Here is a 16210-nt window from a genome sequence, read left to right as displayed (position 1 = left end):
ATGAGTCAGACCGCCGACCCGGACGCCACGGAGGGGCGCAGCCGCCCCTCCCGCACCTCCGACCTCGTGGCCGGCGTGCTCGGTCTCGCCGCAGCGGCCCTGCTCGTCGCCGCGCCGCAACTGGTCGACCGATCCGGGCCCGACCCGTTCTACAAGGGACCGCTCATCTTCCCGCTGATTGCCCTGGCGATCACCGTCGCCGGGGCCCTGCCGGCCCTCGTCCGCCTCGCCACCGCGGCCGGACGGAGCTGGTTCATCGACGGCAACGGCGTGCCGCTGCGTGCCATCGCGCTCTTCGCCCTCGCCTGCTTCTACGCCCCGGCGATCGCCTGGGCCGGCCTCGACGCGGCGACCTTCGTCTTCATGCTGGGAGGCCTGCTGATCACCAATCCGCGGCGGCCGCTCAGGGCCCTGGTCACGGCGGGTGCGGCCACCGTTGTCCTGCACCTGGCCTTCATCAGCTTTCTGGACATCTGGTTTCCGGAACCGACCGCCTGGTCGTGGCTGTCGGGAGACTGACCCGTGGACACCGTTCTCGCCGGCTTCTCCGCCGCCTTCGCGCTGGACAACCTCGTCGCCCTCGTCATCGGCTCCGTGGTGGGCATCATCGTCGGCGTGCTGCCGGGGCTGGGGCCGATGGTCGGCATGGTGGTGCTCTTACCCTTCACCTTCCAGCTGGCTCCGGACGTGGCGCTGTCGCTGCTTCTCGGCGTCTTCTGCGGCGGCTATTTCGGCGGCGCGGTGCCGGCCGTCCTGATCCGTGTCCCGGGCGTGCCGTCCTCCATCGTGACGAGCTTCGACGGCTTCCCGCTGACGGAACGCGGCCAGGCGCAGACGGCGCTGTCCGCCGCGCTCGTCGGCTCGCTCGGCGGCGGCCTCGTCTCCATCCTCATCCTTGTCGTGCTGGCACCGCTGCTGTCGCGGGTCGCCGCCAATTTCGGACCGCCGGAATATTTCGCCGTCGCCGTGTTCGGCATCGCGCTGGTCGCCGTCTCCTTCCGCGAACGGCTCGGCCAGGCCGTGCTGCTGATCGGGCTGGGCTTCTGGCTGTCGACCGTGGGCATCGACGGGCCGACGCTGAGCCCGCGCTTCACCTTCGGCAGCTGGGAGATGCAGAACGGCCTCGATCTGGTGGCGGTCGTGCTCGGCCTGTTCGGCATCGGCCAGGCGCTCCTGCTCCTGGAACAGGGCATCCTCAAGACCGACAGGCTGAGCCTGTCGCGCGGCAGCCTGGACTTCAGCGAGATCGTCAGGGTGCTGCGCTACTGGCGCACGCTGATCCGCTCCGGCGTGGTCGGCACCTTCATCGGCCTCCTGCCGGGACCGGGCTCGGTGCTTGCCTCGTTCGTCACCTACGACCTCGCCAAGCGGCGCTCGAAGCACCCGGAGGAGTTCGGGCGCGGCACACCGGAGGGCTGCGTCGCGGCGGAGGCCGGCAACAACGCCGTACCGGCCGGCGCCCTGATCCCGCTCCTGACGCTGGGCATTCCCGGCGAGGCGCTGAGCGCGCTGCTTCTCGGCGTCTTCACCCTGAACGGCATCTATCCGGGGCCGCTGCTGCTCATCAAGGAGCCCGAGCTGATCTCGACCCTCTACTGGTCGATGCTGCTCATCAACCTCGTCTCCTTCGCCGTGCTGGCCATCTGGCTGCGGCCGTTCGCGCTCATCGTGAAGGTGCCGAAGGAGATCATCGCGGTGGGCGTCATCGCCCTGTCCATGGTCGGCATCTACGCCGTCAACACCCGCTTCTTCGACTGTGGGGTGGCGCTCGCGGCGGGCGTCGTCGGCTATGTGCTGCTGCGCCTCAACTGGCCGCTGGTGGCCCTCGTCATGGGCGTGGTCATCGGCCCGATCATCGAGAACCGGCTGCGGGAGACGCTGAGCCTCGGCGACGGCAGCCCGATGATCCTCCTGGAGCGGCCCATCATCGTCGGCATTCTCCTGCTCTGCGCGGTCATGGTGCTCGCTCCGCTGCGCAAGCGGCTGACCAAACGCGCGGCACCGCGGTCCGGCTGACGCCCCGCGCGGTTCTGCGCACGATCGCGCAGGACTGCGCAATTCTGCGCACGCCCTCCTCTGCGCAGTTTTCGCGCGCGGTTTTGGCCCACCGCCGACGAAAACGACGCCGCTCAACCCGTTGAGCGTTAACCACTTCTTTACCGATTGCTTGGTCGGCCACCCTCCCCGCCCATATTATCTGCTGTCCGCTATCCGTTCGGAGTGCGCGGCGTCGGCGAGGCCCAGACCGCTCCCGGCGAGACCGACTGGAGGCTTTCATGACCCGACTTCTGGCGATCTGCACGGCGTTCATGCTGGCCGGCGGGGTGCAGTCCGCGATGGCGGAGTACGCCCTGAAGCCGCCGGTCGACACCGACAACCGGATGTATCCCGCAGGGTCGTCCCAGCCGGTGCAGAACGCCGCGCCCTGGGGTTATTCGGCCATGGCCGTCGGCGCGGGCGGCCGCAGCTGGATCATCGCGGCCCGCACCGAAGCCGAGGCACGCAGCACCGCTCAGGCCGAATGCCGCCAGTTCGACGACACCTGCAGCACCGTGGTCACCGGCACCGACAGCGGCTTCTTCGTCGGAGGCTATTGCGGCGACACGCCGAAGGTCGCCTACTCGCCCACCGATTTCATGGACGCCCAGGCCCGCTTCTACGGCAATACGGTTCCGGCGGCCTCCGGCCTGATCGAGGAAAGCGGCGACTGCAAGCTGCTCTGGCTCGGTCACCGGGTATCGCCCTCCTGGGGCGATCGCCCCACCTCGCTCGCCCAGCGCTAGAGCCTGCCCCGGGAACCGGACGCCGCATCGCCGGCAGAAGTCCTGACGAAACAGAGGGTTGGAGCTGGCGTCAGGCCTCGCTGGCACGCGCGCGCGCCGGCTTCGGCGCTTCGCCGAGACCGTCGAGGATCAGCAATCCGGCGAACGCGACAAGCGTGAGACTGCCGGCCACCGTCATCGACAAGCCCCAGCCGCCGACGGCATAGGTCCATGCGCCCAGCGCGGCCGATACCGCCCCGGACAGGAAGAAGGCGGTCATGTAGATGCCGTTGAGCCGGGCCCGCACCTCCGGCTGCAGTCCGAAGATGACGCGCTGGCCCATGACCATGGTCCCCGTCATGCCGAAGTCGAGCAGGACCGCGGCGGCGACCAGAATTACGAGCCCGGTCGTCGTTCCGTCAGCGCCCAGATAGGCCATCACGACTGCCAGCCCGCCAATCAGCGTCATGACCGCCGTCGCCTGCCGCGCGAGACCGCGATCGGCCAGGCGCCCGGCCAGCGGCGCCGCGATTACACCGGCCACGCCGGCCAGCGCGAACAGTGCGATTCCGACCTGTGTCAAACCGAAGCGATCCGCCAGGAGCAGCGGCACGGTGGTCCAGAACAGGGTGAAGGCACCGAACATGCAGGCCTGGTAGAGGCTGCGACGCTGCAAGGCAGGCGTCTTCAGGATCAGCCCGCCCATGGAGGCGATCAGCCGGCCATAGGACAGCCGCGCCTCCGGCCTGCGGGTCGGCAGAACGAGACGCAGCACGACGACCAGCACGCTCAAAAGGATGGCGGAAAACAGGAAAACCGCGTGCCACGAGAATGCGCTGGTGATGAGGCTTGCTGTCGGTCTCGACAGCATGATGCCGAGCATCAGCCCTCCCATCACGTCACCGACGACCCGTCCCTGCTGGTGGGGCGGGGCGAGATGCGCGGCATAGGGCACGATGACCTGGACGGCGACGGATGCCACGCCGATCAGAAGCGCGAAGACGAGGAACGGGGCGATGGCAGTGGAGAGCGAGGCGCCGAGCAGCGCCGCGATGGCGGCGAGCAGAAGCACAACCACCAGCCGCCGGTTTTCAAGCAGATCGGCCAACGGAACGACGAAGAACAGGCCGATGCCGTAGCCCACCTGGGTGAGCGACACGATGAAGCCGGCAAGCGCTGTCGGCATGTCGAGCGACGCGCTGATGACGCCCACCAGCGGCTGCGAATAATAGATGTTGGCGGCGCCGAGACCGCAGGTGGTCGCAAGCAGCAGGGTGAGCCAGCGCGGGAAGGTTTCGAGCTCCACGGGCTCATGACCGGCGATGCTGGTGTCCTGGTCCAAGGCAAACTCCAAACGGGAAGCGGGCGGATTGCCCCGGTCTCAGGAAGGATGCGTTCTGGTCTCGGGCCGCAACGCTATCAGCGCGTGGTCCACAGCGGCCAGGAAGGCGTCACGGGAGCGGCCGAGCTTTCCGATCACGCGGAAACCCTGGAGCACGCTCAGGAGATGGAGGGCGGCGGCGTCCGGATCGACCGAAGAATCGATCGTGCCGTCTGCCATGCCCTCCCGGATCAGCGAACCGAGAAGCCTCTCGATTCGATCGATCGCAGCGCCAACGCCGTCCGCCATTTCCGCATCGAAGGTGGAAATCTCGACGGCACTGCCGGTGACGAGGCAGCCGAATCGCCCCTCCCGACCCGCGGAGATGTCGGCGTAGGAGCGCAGCAGCGCCTCGACCTTGCCAAACCCCGTCTCCGCCGGCTCGATGGCCGCCCGGATCTCAGCGTCGCGCACCGCCCTGTAGCGCTCGAACGCCGCCAGGAAGACAGCCCGCTTGCCGGAGAACGCCTTGTAGATGCTGCCGGGCGTCAGCCCGGTCGCCCCGCACAGGTCCGAGAGCGACGCGCCGTGGTAGCCGCGCTGGCGGAACACCACCAATGCGCCGTCGAGGGCGGTGTCCAGATCAAAGGCCCGGGGACGGCCCGGCGCACGGCGCGCGTTCTGAGGACGAGGCATCTGCATGATGCCGCTTTAGAGAATGACCGTTTCCGAATCAAGCAAATGAAATCGATTGCAGGAGGTGGTCGCGACGCGCCGCGGCGCCGCGGAACGACGATAGAGGCAGCGGCGGCCTCACCCCCGGCTGCGCCGTCTCACGCCTGGCTGGGCGGCGCGTCCGACAGCCGGGACATGGCATCGCTCCACATCTGGAAGTAGCGATCGATCTGGACTTCGGAGAGACCGAGGTCGGTCAGGGCCTCCAGATAAGCCTCGTCGATGAGCCAGAGGCGAGCCTGCTCCCCCTCCAGGGACGCATCCAGTCGCGTCTGATCTGCCATTTTCCTCTCCCTACTCACCGTCGGAACCGACCGGCGCGTGCCGTTTCCGTCACTATTCCGACCGCTCGCCGCGAACCCGGTGGGCCAGCTTCCTGCGCCGATTGTGGGATAACGCGATCCCTGCGGTCCGCGCAGTGATCAGCATCACCTTTTGCGTTCTTAGGTAGTGTAACGGTGCCGAAAAAAAGCGGCCGTTTTCCGTCAAAGCGCGGAACGGCCTTCCGGTTCCCACCCGATCATCCGAAAACACGGGGCCGTCTTGTCCGGCGGCGGCCGCTCAGAACCGCAGTCGACCGACGACTTCCATTCCGCCAGGGGCGGTGCGCAGCACCACCGCCTCGCCTTCGCGCGGGTACACGCCGGTCAGCGCCGTGACGTTCACCTGGTGCGAAACGAGAACCAGAGCGCCTGGACCCCGCCACGCCTCGACGAGCTCCCGCGCCGCTGCCGTCTGGGTGCCGCGGGTCGACCGGTTCTGGAAGAAGGAATCCAGGGCAGGCTCGGGTTCCGCCTTGCCGGGAAAGGCCAACTCGGCAGTGTCCCGGGCCCGGCACCAGCGCGAATGCAGCACCCGCTGCACCTCGACGCCCTCGCCGGCAAAGCGCTGGCCGATCGCACGGGATTGGTCCCGACCTGTCTCGGACAGGTTGCGCTGAGTGCTGCAATCGCCCAGCCGGAAGTCGGACGGATCACCGGTACCGGGCGCGCGGGCATGGCGCATCACCGCAACGCCGCCCTCGCGCAGGGCCGCCCAGGCATCGGCCTCGGATGCTGCCGCCGGGGACAGGCCGGTCGCGAAGAAGATGACGGCGAGGGCTAGAAGGCGCAGGCGCATGACGACGATCCTCCAGGCAGCAGGGTTCGTCGTCAGTACGCGGCAAGGCCGCACACGGATCGGCACGCGCCGGTGCAACAGTGTCGGAGAAATCGGTCGGTTGGCTAGCTTCCAGGCGGGCTTCGGGTCAGAATGCGATGCCGCGATCCGAACCCCGTCCGCACAGCCCCCGACTGTCTGGCGGGCTTCGCGCAAGGATCGCGCCGTACACTCGCTCCCTTCCGAAGGCTTCCTCCCAAGAGCCGCAGATTTCGAGCAGTCATGACCGATCATCAGACCGAAGCCGACGTTGCGGTCGATTCCGCCACGGACACCGAAGCCCATCCGAACCGCCGCGCCGGCGACGACCCGATGAAGCCGGACTTCTGGCGCACCCGGATCGTTGCCAAGCTGGTCTACCAGGTGGGCAAGGATCCCGAGCACGCCGAACCGCATGACTGGTACATGGCCACCGCGATGGCCGTGCGCGATCGCATCGTCGACGAGTGGATCCCCTCCACCCGCCAGACCTACGCCCAGTCCTCCAAGCGGGTCTATTATCTGTCGCTGGAATTCCTGATCGGACGCCAGTTGTTCGAGGCGGCCTACAATCTCGGTTTCGACGAGGCAATCGCCGAAGCTCTCGTGACGCTGGGAACCGACCTGGACACCGTGCGCAAGCTGGAACCGGACGCGGCACTCGGAAACGGCGGCCTCGGTCGACTGGCAGCCTGCTTCATCGAGAGCATGGCTTCGCTCGGCATCGCCGGCTTCGGCTACGGCATCCGCTACGATCACGGCCTGTTCCGCCAGGCACTGCCGGACGGCTTCCAGCGCGAGCTGCCGGAAGACTGGCTGGCCAACGGCTCGCCCTGGGAGTTCAAGCGGCCCGAAGTGGCCTACGAGGTTGGGTTCGGCGGCACCGTCGAGGCGCCGCACGACGCCCACCATCTCGGCGCCCGGACCTGGAAGCCGGCCGAGACCGTGCGCGCCGTCGCCTACGACAACCCGATCGTCGGCTGGAGGGGACGCTACGTGGCGACCCTGCGGCTCTGGTCGGCACGCTCCATCGACCCGATCAGCCTCGAGGAGTTCAACCGCGGCGACCACGTCGGCGCCCTGTCGGAACGCGCCAAGGCCGAGGCGATCTCGAAGGTGCTCTATCCGTCGGACTCCACCGACGCCGGCCTGGAGCTTCGGCTGCGCCAGGAATATTTCTTCACCTCCGCCTCGCTGCAGGACCTGATCCGCCGCCACATCCAGCAGGGCCTCACCATCGAGACCCTGGCGGATCACGCGGCGATCCAGATGAACGACACGCATCCGGCCATTGCCGTGCCGGAGCTGATGCGTCTTCTCGTCGACGTGCACGAGGTGCCGTGGGCCAAGGCCTGGGACATCACCCGCGCGACACTCTCCTACACCAACCACACGCTGCTGCCGGAAGCGCTGGAGACCTGGCCGGTACCGCTCATCGAGCGGATGCTGCCGCGCCACATGCAGATCATCTACCTGATCAACGCCTTCGAGCTGGACCACATCCGGGCGACCTTCGGCGACGACGGGGCGCTTCTGTCGGAAGCCTCGCTGATTGCGGAAAATCACGGCCGCGCGGTGCGCATGGGCAACCTTGCCTTTGTTGGCTCCCACAAGATCAACGGCGTGTCGGCGCTGCACACCGATCTCGTCGGTCAGACCATCTTCAACGGTCTCAACCGGCTTTATCCGGACCGGCTCACCAACAAGACCAACGGCATCACCGTGCGCCGCTGGCTGTTCCAGGCGAACCCGGGCCTCACCCGCCTGATCCGCGACGCCATCGGCGACCGGTTCATGGACGAACACGAGGCCCTCGTCGATCTCGTGCCGTTCGCCGACGATGCCGGCTTCCGCGAGGAAGCCCAGCGGATCCGACGCGAGAACAAGGTCGCGCTGGCGAAGATCGTCAAGGAGCGCGTCGGCATCACGCTCGACCCGGACGCCCTCTTCGACGTTCACATCAAACGGATCCACGAATACAAGCGCCAGCTGCTCAACATCCTGGACGCCGTGGCGCTCTATGACGCGATCCGCTCCAACCCGATGCACGACTGGCGACCCCGGGTGAAGATCTTCGCGGGCAAGGCGGCGGCGAGCTACGGCGTCGCGAAGCTGATCATCAAGCTCGCCTGCGACGTCGCCAAGATGGTGAACGCCGATCCGACGGTGCGCGGTCACCTGAAGATCGTGTTCCTGGAGAACTACAATGTGAGCCTCGCCGAGGCGATCATCCCGGCCACCGATCTCTCCGAGCAGATCTCCACCGCGGGCATGGAAGCCTCCGGCACAGGCAACATGAAGTTCGCCCTCAACGGCGCGCTGACCATCGGCACGCTGGACGGCGCCAACGTGGAAATCCGCGACCATGTCGGGGCGGAGAACATCTACATCTTCGGCATGACGGCGGAGGAAGTGGCGGAGCGCCGCTCCCAGGGGATCGACATGGTGGAGACGATCCGTGCGTCCCGCCACCTGTCAGAAGCGCTCGACCAGATCACCACCGGCGTCTTCTCGCCCGACCAGCCGGACCGTTATCGCGATCTGGTCAACGCCATCACCCACCACGACTACTTCCTCGTCAACGCCGACTTCGAGGCCTACCGGGCCATGCAGGTCCATGTCGGCAACGAGTGGAAGGACAAGAACCTGTGGTGGCGCAAATCGGTGCTGAACACAGCCCACATGGGCTGGTTCTCCGCCGACCGCACGATCCGCGAGTACGCCAGCGAGATCTGGAACGCCAACCCCGTGCGCCCGGAGTAGGGCCCGTCATCCGGGCGACATACCGGCACGTTTCGATCGCAGGGGATCCGCGACCCACCGGCCGCGGGTCCGGCAGCGGCCGGCCGCAGCGTCGACGGGGCCCTCACGGGCGGTCCCTGAGCGCTGCATCGTGTGTTTCCCGGCATTTGCGCGGGAACAATGCGGCTGCCATGGTTCTTGGTATCCCGGACCGCACGAGCGGCCGCACTTCAAAACGGGCGTGGCGCCGCGTGCAGGGCGCGGACGCGTGGCCCTAAGGGGGGACGATGTCGGGTTTCGGAGCCAATGCGCCGCTGGCGCGCTCGGCCATGGCCTACGTGCTGGCGGGGGGGCGCGGCAGCCGCCTTCTGGAGCTGACCGACCGGCGCGCCAAGCCGGCGGTCTATTTCGGCGGCAAGTCGCGGATCATCGATTTCGCGCTCTCCAATGCCCTGAATTCCGGCGTGCGCCGCATCGCGGTCGCCACCCAGTACAAGGCGCACAGCCTGATCCGGCACATGAATCGCGGCTGGAATTTCCTGCGGCCGGAGCGCAACGAGGGCTTCGACATCCTGCCCGCCAGCCAGCGCGTGTCTGAGGACAAGTGGTATGCCGGCACCGCCGACGCGGTCTACCAGAACCTCGACATCATCGAATCCTACGCCCCGGATTACCTGATCATCCTGGCCGGCGACCATGTCTACAAGATGGACTACGAGCTGATGCTCGCCCAGCACGTGGAGCTCGGCGCCGACGTGACCGTCGGCTGCGTGGAGATCGCCAGCACCGAGGGTTCGGCCTTCGGCATCATGCACGTGGACGAGCGCGACCGGGTCGTGTCCTTCGTGGAGAAGCCGGCACAGCCGCCGGAAATCCCCGGCCAGCCTGGCCGGTCGCTCGCCTCCATGGGCATCTACGTGTTCAATCGGGAACGGCTGTTCGAATTGCTGCGGGAGGACGCCGCCGACCCGGACTCCAGCCACGACTTCGGCAAGGACGTGATCCCGAAGCTGGTCTCGGGAGGCGGCTGCTGGGCCCACCGGTTCGAGGCAAGCTGCGTGCGCTCCGGCGCCGAGCGCTCCGCCTACTGGCGCGATGTCGGCACCATCGACGCCTACTGGGAGGCCAACATCGACCTCACCGAGATTGTCCCGGAGCTCGACCTGTTCGACCGCGACTGGCCGATCTGGACCTACTCGGAGCTGACCCCGCCGGCGAAGTTCGTGCACGACGCCGGCGAACGGCGCGGCACGGCGATCTCCTCACTGGTCTCCGGCGGCTGCATCGTGTCGGGCGGCTCGGTGCAGCGCTCGCTGCTGTCGTCCAACTGCCACGTCCATTCCTACGCCAACGTCACCTTCTCAGTGGTGCTTCCGGAAGTGGAGATCGGCCGCGGCGCGCGGATCGACCGGTGCGTGGTGGACCGGGGCGTGCGCATACCCGACGGGCTCGTGATCGGCGAGGATCCGGAAGAGGACGCCCAGCGCTTCCGGCGCACCGACCGCGGCATCTGTCTCGTCACGCAGACCATGATCGATGCCTGCGAAGGCTGAGGCCGGCAAGGCCGCGAAGAAGGCCAGGCCGGTGAAGGCGAAGCGCGCGGCTGCGCCATCCGTTGCGCCCCTGCCTGTTCCATCGGGACCGCCGCTGCAGCTTCTCTCCGTCGCCTCGGAGGTGTTCCCGCTGGTCAAGACCGGCGGGCTCGCCGACGTGGTGGGAGCACTGCCGGCAGCGCTTGCCGAGGAAGGTGTCCAGGCCCTGACGTTCGTGCCGGGATATCCGGCCGTGATGGAGGCGCTGGAAGACGGCGAGACGGTGGCCGACCTTGACCCGATCCTCGGCGGCGAGGCCCGGGTGCTGCGCGGCCGGGCCGCCGGGCTCGACCTAGCGGTCCTCGACGCACCGTCGCTCTTCGCGCGTCCCGGTGGTCCTTATTCCATGCCGGGCGGCGGCGAATGGTCCGACAACGGGGTGCGCTTCGGAACCCTGTGCCGGGCCGCTGCGCTGGTGGCGCGGGGCGCCATCGACGGCTACCGGCCGGACGTGGTGCACTGCCACGACTGGCAGGCGGGGCTGACGCCGGCCTACCTGCACTTCTCGCCGGACCCGGCACCGCCCTCGGTGGCGACGATCCACAACATCGCCTTCCAGGGCCAGATGCCGCCGGACATCCTCGGCGAGCTCGGCCTGCCGCCCGAAGCCTACTCCATCGAAGGCGTCGAATATTATGGCAGCGTCGGCTATCTGAAGTCGGCCGTGCGCCTCGCCGACCGGGTGACGACCGTCTCGCCCACCTACGCACGCGAGATCCGCTCCTCGGAATTCGGCATGGGGCTGGAAGGACTGATCGCGGCGCGCGGGGCCGACGTGTCCGGCATCCTGAACGGCATCGATCTTTCCGTCTGGAATCCGGAAACGGATCCATCGCTTGCGGCGCGCTTTTCCCGCACCACGCTGGGACGGCGGTCGGCCAACAAGCCGGCGCTCCTGTCGCGCCTCGGGCTCGATCCGGACAGCAACCGGCCGCTCTTCGGTGTCGTCAGCCGGCTGACCTGGCAGAAGGGCATCGACCTCCTGGTCGAGGCACTCGGCACCCTGCTCGGCCAGGACGCGGACCTCGTGGTGCTCGGCTCCGGCGAACCGGCACTTGAATCGGCGCTGTCGGCGGCAGCAAGCCGGCATCCGGACCGGATCGGCGTCCAGCTCGGCTACGACGAGGCGCTGGCCCACCTGATCCAGGCCGGCGCCGACGCCCTGCTGATCCCGTCGCGCTTCGAGCCGTGCGGACTGACCCAACTCTGTGCGCTGCGCTACGGCGCCATCCCCGTCGCCGCCAGGGTCGGCGGGCTGTCCGACACCATCGTCGACACCAACGAGATGGCGCGCCGGGCGGGCGTCGGCACCGGCGTCCTGTTCTCGCCGGTGGGCCGGGAACCCTTCGAGCAGGCGCTCGTTCGCACCTGCGAGCTCTATCGTTCTCCTGCAACGTGGCGCAGGATGCAGACGAACGCTCTGCGAACCGACGTGGGCTGGGCCGGACCGGCCCGGACCTACGCCGATCTCTTTCGCCAGCTAGCCACGCCCGCGGTGACACAGGCCTGATGACGCTTCGCTTTTCCGTGCAGTCCGGACGGCCCGAGCCGCTCGGCGTGACCGTCGAGCCCGGCGGCCTCAACGTCGCCGTCGTCGCCCCCGACGCCGAGGCGATCGAGATCGTCCTCTACGACGCCAGCGGAGAGACCCAGACCGGATCGGCCATCCTCCCCGCGCAGCGCGCGGGCATCCACCACGGCTTTCTGAAAGGCCTGGGCGCCGGCACCCGCTACGGCCTGCGCGCCTATGGCCGGCACGCGCCGGAGGAGGGCCTGCGCTTCAACCCGGCCAAGCTCCTGGTCGATCCCTACGCGCGCAACCTGGATCGGCCGTTCGTCCACGATCCGATCCTTTGCGGCACCACGGCCGACGGAACACCCGATCCGCGCGACACTTCCGACCTCGTGCCGAAAGCCATCGCCACCGCTCCGGTGCGCGCCACCAGCCGGCCGCTGACCACCAATCGCGCCGAGAAGCCGCCGCTGGTCTACGAACTGCACGTGAAAGGTTTCACGAAGACCCATCCGGCCATTCCGGAGGAGGAGCGCGGCACGATCGCAGCACTGGCGCACCCGGCGGCAATCGAGCACCTGACGAGGCTCGGCGTCACCATCGTCGAGCTGATGCCGATCATGGCCTGGATCGACGAGCGCCACCTCCCCGATCTCGGCCTCACCGACTACTGGGGCTACAACACCATGGCCTTCATGGCGCCGGATCCGCGCCTCGCACCCGGCGGCATCGACGACGTGCGCAAGGCAGTGGCCGCGCTGCACGCGGCGGGCATGGAAGTCATCCTCGACATCGTGCTCAACCACACCGGCGAGAGCGACGAGTTGGGTGCCACGCTGTCCTTCCGCGGGCTCGACAACGCCGGCTACTACCGGCTCGACCCGTCCGACCGCGCCTACTACGTCAACGACACCGGCTGCGGAAACACTGTGGCGCTGGATCGCCCCTTCGCCCTGCGCTTCGCCATGGACACGATGCGTTACTGGGCGATCGCCACCGGCGTCGACGGGTTCCGGTTCGATCTGGCCACCACGCTCGGCCGGCGCATGGGTGGCTATGACCCGGAGGCGCCGCTGTTCCAAGCGATCGAACAGGACCCGATCCTGCGCGGTCTGCGGATGATCGCCGAGCCGTGGGATGTGGGCCCCGGCGGCCACCGGCTGGGCCAGATGCCGGCGCGATGGTCGGAGTGGAGCGACCGCTACCGCGACACCGTTCGCCGCTTCTGGCGCGGCGACGACAGCATTGTCGGCGATCTCGCCACCCGGCTCACCGGCTCCGCCGACATCTTCGCCGGCGCCAGACGACCGCCATCCGCCAGCGTCAACTTCATCGCCGCCCATGACGGCTTTCCGCTCGCCGACGTCGTTGCCTACACCCAGAAACACAACCACGCCAACGGCGAGGGCAACCGCGACGGCCATGGTACCAATCACTCATGGAACCACGGCATCGAGGGTCCGAGCGAGGATCGCGACATCCGCGCCATGCGCGATCGTGACGTCGCCAACATGCTTGTTACCCTGTTCGTTTCACGCGGCCTGCCGATGCTGGCGATGGGTGACGAACTTGGCCGCACCCAGCACGGCAACAACAATGCCTACGCCCAGGACAACGCCACTGCCTGGATCGACTGGTCGACTGCCGACGCAAGCCGCATGGCGCTGGTGGGCATGCTGTCCGAGATTCGCCGCAAGCACCCGGCGCTCGGCACCGATGCCTACCTGACCGGACAACCGCTGGACGCCAGCGGCCTGCCCGACATCGAGTGGCGCACCCTCGCCGGCCACGCGATGACGCCAGCGGACTGGGACAACCCGGCCACCCGCGGCCTGTTGCTGATCGCATATGCCCCGACCGGAGGAGCGACCGGCGACCGTGTCGCGGTGGCCTTCAACGCAAGCGACCGGGAAGATGCGGTGACGTTGCCCACGCCGCGCGACGGCTATGGTTGGCGCGTGCTGGTCGATACCGGTGCGGAAGACCGTATCGCAACGCGCGATGTTGACGGATCGACCCTGACGCTAGTGCCACATACCTCTGCGATTGTTGCCGAGGTGACCCAGCGTGGCAGCCGAGCGGCACCGACCGGGGGCCCGAAGGCCGCGGAAGGTCCGGTTCTTGACCGGTTGTCGGCGGCGGCCGGCATCGCGCCGGAGTGGTTCGGTGTGGAGGGCGACCGCCATGTCGTCACGCCCGAAACCAAGCGGGCACTTCTGGAATCCATGGGGCTTCCTGCGGCAAGCAGCGAAGCGGCCCGGGCCAGCCTGCACACGCTTTCGCGAGCCGGCGCACGCCGACCGCTTCCACCACTGGTGACGGCGCAGCCGGGCGAGCGCGCCGTCGTCGCCATTCCGCGCGAACCGGGCACCCGCCCCCCCGGTGCCCTGCACCTGCGGCTGGAGGACGGGGCGGAAGAAATCGTCCCGATTCCGCTCGACGCCGACGAGGACACGGTGACGGCACCGGACGGTGGAACGGTCCGTCGGATCCTGGTGCGGTTGCCGAAACTGCCCTTCGGCGACCATCGCATCCGCCTCGACGAACGCGAGGAGCGCGACGCGACGGCGCGCCTGATCGTGACGCCAAGGGCATGCTACCGACCGCCGCTTCTGGACGAAGGGCCGCGCTTCGGCCTGCAGGCGAACCTCTACAGCCTCGCGCGTGACGGCGACCAGGGCGTCGGCGACTTCACCACACTGGCGGAACTCGGCGCCAATGCCGGCACGCTGGGGGCGGCAGCCGTCGGCATCAACCCTCTGCACATGCTGTTTCCCGGCGACCGGGAGAGGGCAAGCCCCTATCACCCGTCGGACCGGCGCTTCCTCGATCCGATCTATCTCGACTTGGATGCCCTTGCCGACATCCCGCCCGAGACGCGCGGCAGCGTGCCGCCTGCCGACCTGATCGACTATCCCGCGGTCTGGGCGGCCAAGCGCAGCGCGCTGGAGGCCGGGTTCGAGCGATTCCGCCACCGACCGACCGACGATGCAGAACGCCGCGCCTTCGAGACCTTCCTCACCCGGCGCGGGCGCGGGTTGATCGTGTTCGCAACCTACCAGGTCATCGCCGAAGACCGGCCGGACGCGCCCTGGACGCGCTGGCCCTCGCCGCTGCGCCGGCCGAGCGCACCGGGCGTTTCGGAGGTGCAGTCGCGCAATCCGGGGCGGGTGTTGTTTCATTGTTGGCTGCAATGGTTGTGCGAGCGCCAGTTCGAAGCGGCGGCTCGCCAGGCGGAGGCCGGGGGGCTCGCCATCGGCATCTACCGCGATCTCGCCGTCGGCAGTGCTCCGGACGGGGCCGAGGCCTGGGCCGACCAGGATCACCTCGCGGAGAACGTCTCCATCGGTGCCCCGCCCGATCCCTTTTCCGCGGCCGGACAGATCTGGGTGGCACGTCCGCCCGCGCCGCACCGACTGAGGGCGCTCGGTTACCGGCCGCTTACGGCGCTGCTGTCCGCCAACATGCGCCACGCGGGCCTCTTGCGCCTCGACCACGTGATGGGCCTGTCGCGCCTCTACTGCGTGCCAGACGGCGCACCGGCTGCAGACGGCGCTTACGTGAACTACGCGCTCGACGAGCAGCTCGCCGTCCTCTCGCTCGCCAGTCATCGCCACCGCTGCGGCGTCGTCGGCGAAGACCTGGGCACGGTGCAGGAAGGCCTCGGCGAGCGGCTCGCGGAGGCGGAGGTCCTGTCAACGCGGGTGTTCTTCTTCGAGCGCGAGGCGGGCGGCAGTTTCAGGCCTGCGTCGGCCTACAAGAAGCGCGCGGCGACCTGCGCGGCCACCCACGACCTGCCGCCGATTGCCGGCTGGTGGTCCGGCCGCGACATCGACATCGCGGTGGATCTTGGACGCACGGCGGACCGCGACGGTGCCAAAGCAGCACGGCAGGCGGAGCGCGCGGCGCTGCTGGCGGCGATAGAGGCCGCCGGAATCGATAGGAGCGCCCTGCCCGCGGCTGACGAGGCCGAGCCCGGCATGGCCGCCCTTCAGGCCCTGGTGGATGCTGTCCATGCCTTCCTGGCGGACTGCCCGTCGGACCTTGTGCTCTTGCAGACCAAAGACCTCCTTGCCGAGACCGAGCCGGTCAACGTGCCGGGCACCGACAAAGAGTGGCCGAACTGGCGCCAGCGCCTCGGTCCGGCATTTACCCGCGCCGCGCTGGCGGAGCGTCTGCCTGAGGCGTTTCAGTCGCGGGGTCTGAAGACAGCACCGCGCGAGCCCGGCTCCGACTGAAACGCTTTATTTCCGCCCACAAAGCCAGACGGGAAACCGGTTCCCACTTTTCCTGGCTTTGCTTTGTGTGCGAAGCCAGCGCGCGACCGCGCGCCGGCCGAGATCAACGGACATTCGGTCGAGACCGAATGTCCAAGAAGTTGATCGCTCTCAAGAACGAGCAGCTTGTC

The 16210-nt window shown here is 68.3% G+C and carries 11 protein-coding genes; 7 read left to right on the top strand and 4 right to left on the bottom strand.

Going from position 1 to position 16210, the window contains the following annotated elements:
• The 3 genes from C507_RS0109535 to C507_RS0109525 all read left to right on the top strand — a co-directional run bounded on the left by C507_RS0109535 (position 1) and on the right by C507_RS0109525 (position 2783).
• On the top strand, positions 1–519 hold the full coding sequence (locus C507_RS0109535; protein WP_018699462.1) for a tripartite tricarboxylate transporter TctB family protein: 519 nt from the start codon (positions 1–3) through the stop codon (positions 517–519).
• 3 nt (positions 520–522) lie between these two features.
• Positions 523–2016, top strand: a complete 1494-nt coding sequence (locus tag C507_RS0109530) for a tripartite tricarboxylate transporter permease (RefSeq protein WP_018699461.1) — start codon at positions 523–525, stop codon at positions 2014–2016.
• Between the two features lie 260 nt (positions 2017–2276).
• Positions 2277–2783 carry a hypothetical protein gene (locus C507_RS0109525; RefSeq protein ID WP_018699460.1) on the top strand — a complete coding sequence of 169 codons (507 nt, stop codon included), beginning with the start codon at positions 2277–2279 and terminating at the stop codon, positions 2781–2783.
• A 70-nt stretch (positions 2784–2853) separates the two neighbouring features.
• On the opposite strand, the gene C507_RS0109520 is transcribed toward C507_RS0109525, so the two are convergent.
• The 4 genes from C507_RS0109520 to C507_RS0109505 form a co-directional block, all read right to left on the bottom strand.
• Positions 2854–4104 carry an MFS transporter gene (locus C507_RS0109520; RefSeq protein ID WP_018699459.1) on the bottom strand — a complete coding sequence of 417 codons (1251 nt, stop codon included), beginning with the start codon at positions 4102–4104 and terminating at the stop codon, positions 2854–2856.
• Positions 4105–4143: 39 nt separating this feature from the next.
• Complete coding sequence (locus C507_RS0109515) at positions 4144–4785, bottom strand: TetR/AcrR family transcriptional regulator (RefSeq protein ID WP_018699458.1); 642 nt, start codon at positions 4783–4785, stop codon at positions 4144–4146.
• A 131-nt stretch (positions 4786–4916) separates the two neighbouring features.
• Entirely contained in the window at positions 4917–5102 is a 186-nt protein-coding gene (locus C507_RS0109510) for a hypothetical protein (RefSeq protein ID WP_018699457.1), read from the bottom strand.
• 277 nt (positions 5103–5379) lie between these two features.
• Positions 5380–5937: a histidine phosphatase family protein gene (locus C507_RS0109505; protein ID WP_018699456.1), complete on the bottom strand. Its 558-nt coding sequence runs from the start codon at positions 5935–5937 to the stop codon at positions 5380–5382.
• A 261-nt stretch (positions 5938–6198) separates the two neighbouring features.
• Here C507_RS0109505 and C507_RS0109500 point away from each other — a divergent pair, with 261 nt between their 5' ends.
• The 4 genes from C507_RS0109500 (at position 6199) to glgX (ending at position 16040) form a co-directional block, all read left to right on the top strand.
• Complete coding sequence (locus C507_RS0109500) at positions 6199–8718, top strand: glycogen/starch/alpha-glucan phosphorylase (RefSeq protein WP_018699455.1); 2520 nt, start codon at positions 6199–6201, stop codon at positions 8716–8718.
• Between the two features lie 266 nt (positions 8719–8984).
• Positions 8985–10250, top strand: coding sequence for a glucose-1-phosphate adenylyltransferase (gene glgC / locus C507_RS0109495; RefSeq protein ID WP_018699454.1), 1266 nt, complete (start codon positions 8985–8987; stop codon positions 10248–10250).
• On the top strand, positions 10234–11799 hold the full coding sequence (glgA, locus tag C507_RS0109490) for a glycogen synthase GlgA (RefSeq protein WP_018699453.1): 1566 nt from the start codon (positions 10234–10236) through the stop codon (positions 11797–11799). Before glgC ends, glgA begins: the two co-directional genes overlap by 17 nt.
• Complete coding sequence (gene glgX / locus C507_RS20895; protein WP_018699452.1) at positions 11799–16040, top strand: glycogen debranching protein GlgX; 4242 nt, start codon at positions 11799–11801, stop codon at positions 16038–16040. The genes glgA and glgX overlap by 1 nt, the downstream gene beginning before the upstream one ends.
• The last annotated feature ends 170 nt before the right edge of the window (positions 16041–16210 follow it).

Source organism: Amorphus coralli DSM 19760 (assembly GCF_000374525.1).
GTDB lineage: Bacteria > Pseudomonadota > Alphaproteobacteria > Rhizobiales > Amorphaceae > Amorphus > Amorphus coralli.
Note: the sequence above shows the minus strand (reverse complement) of the source record. Positions and strands in the feature narration are given on the sequence as shown.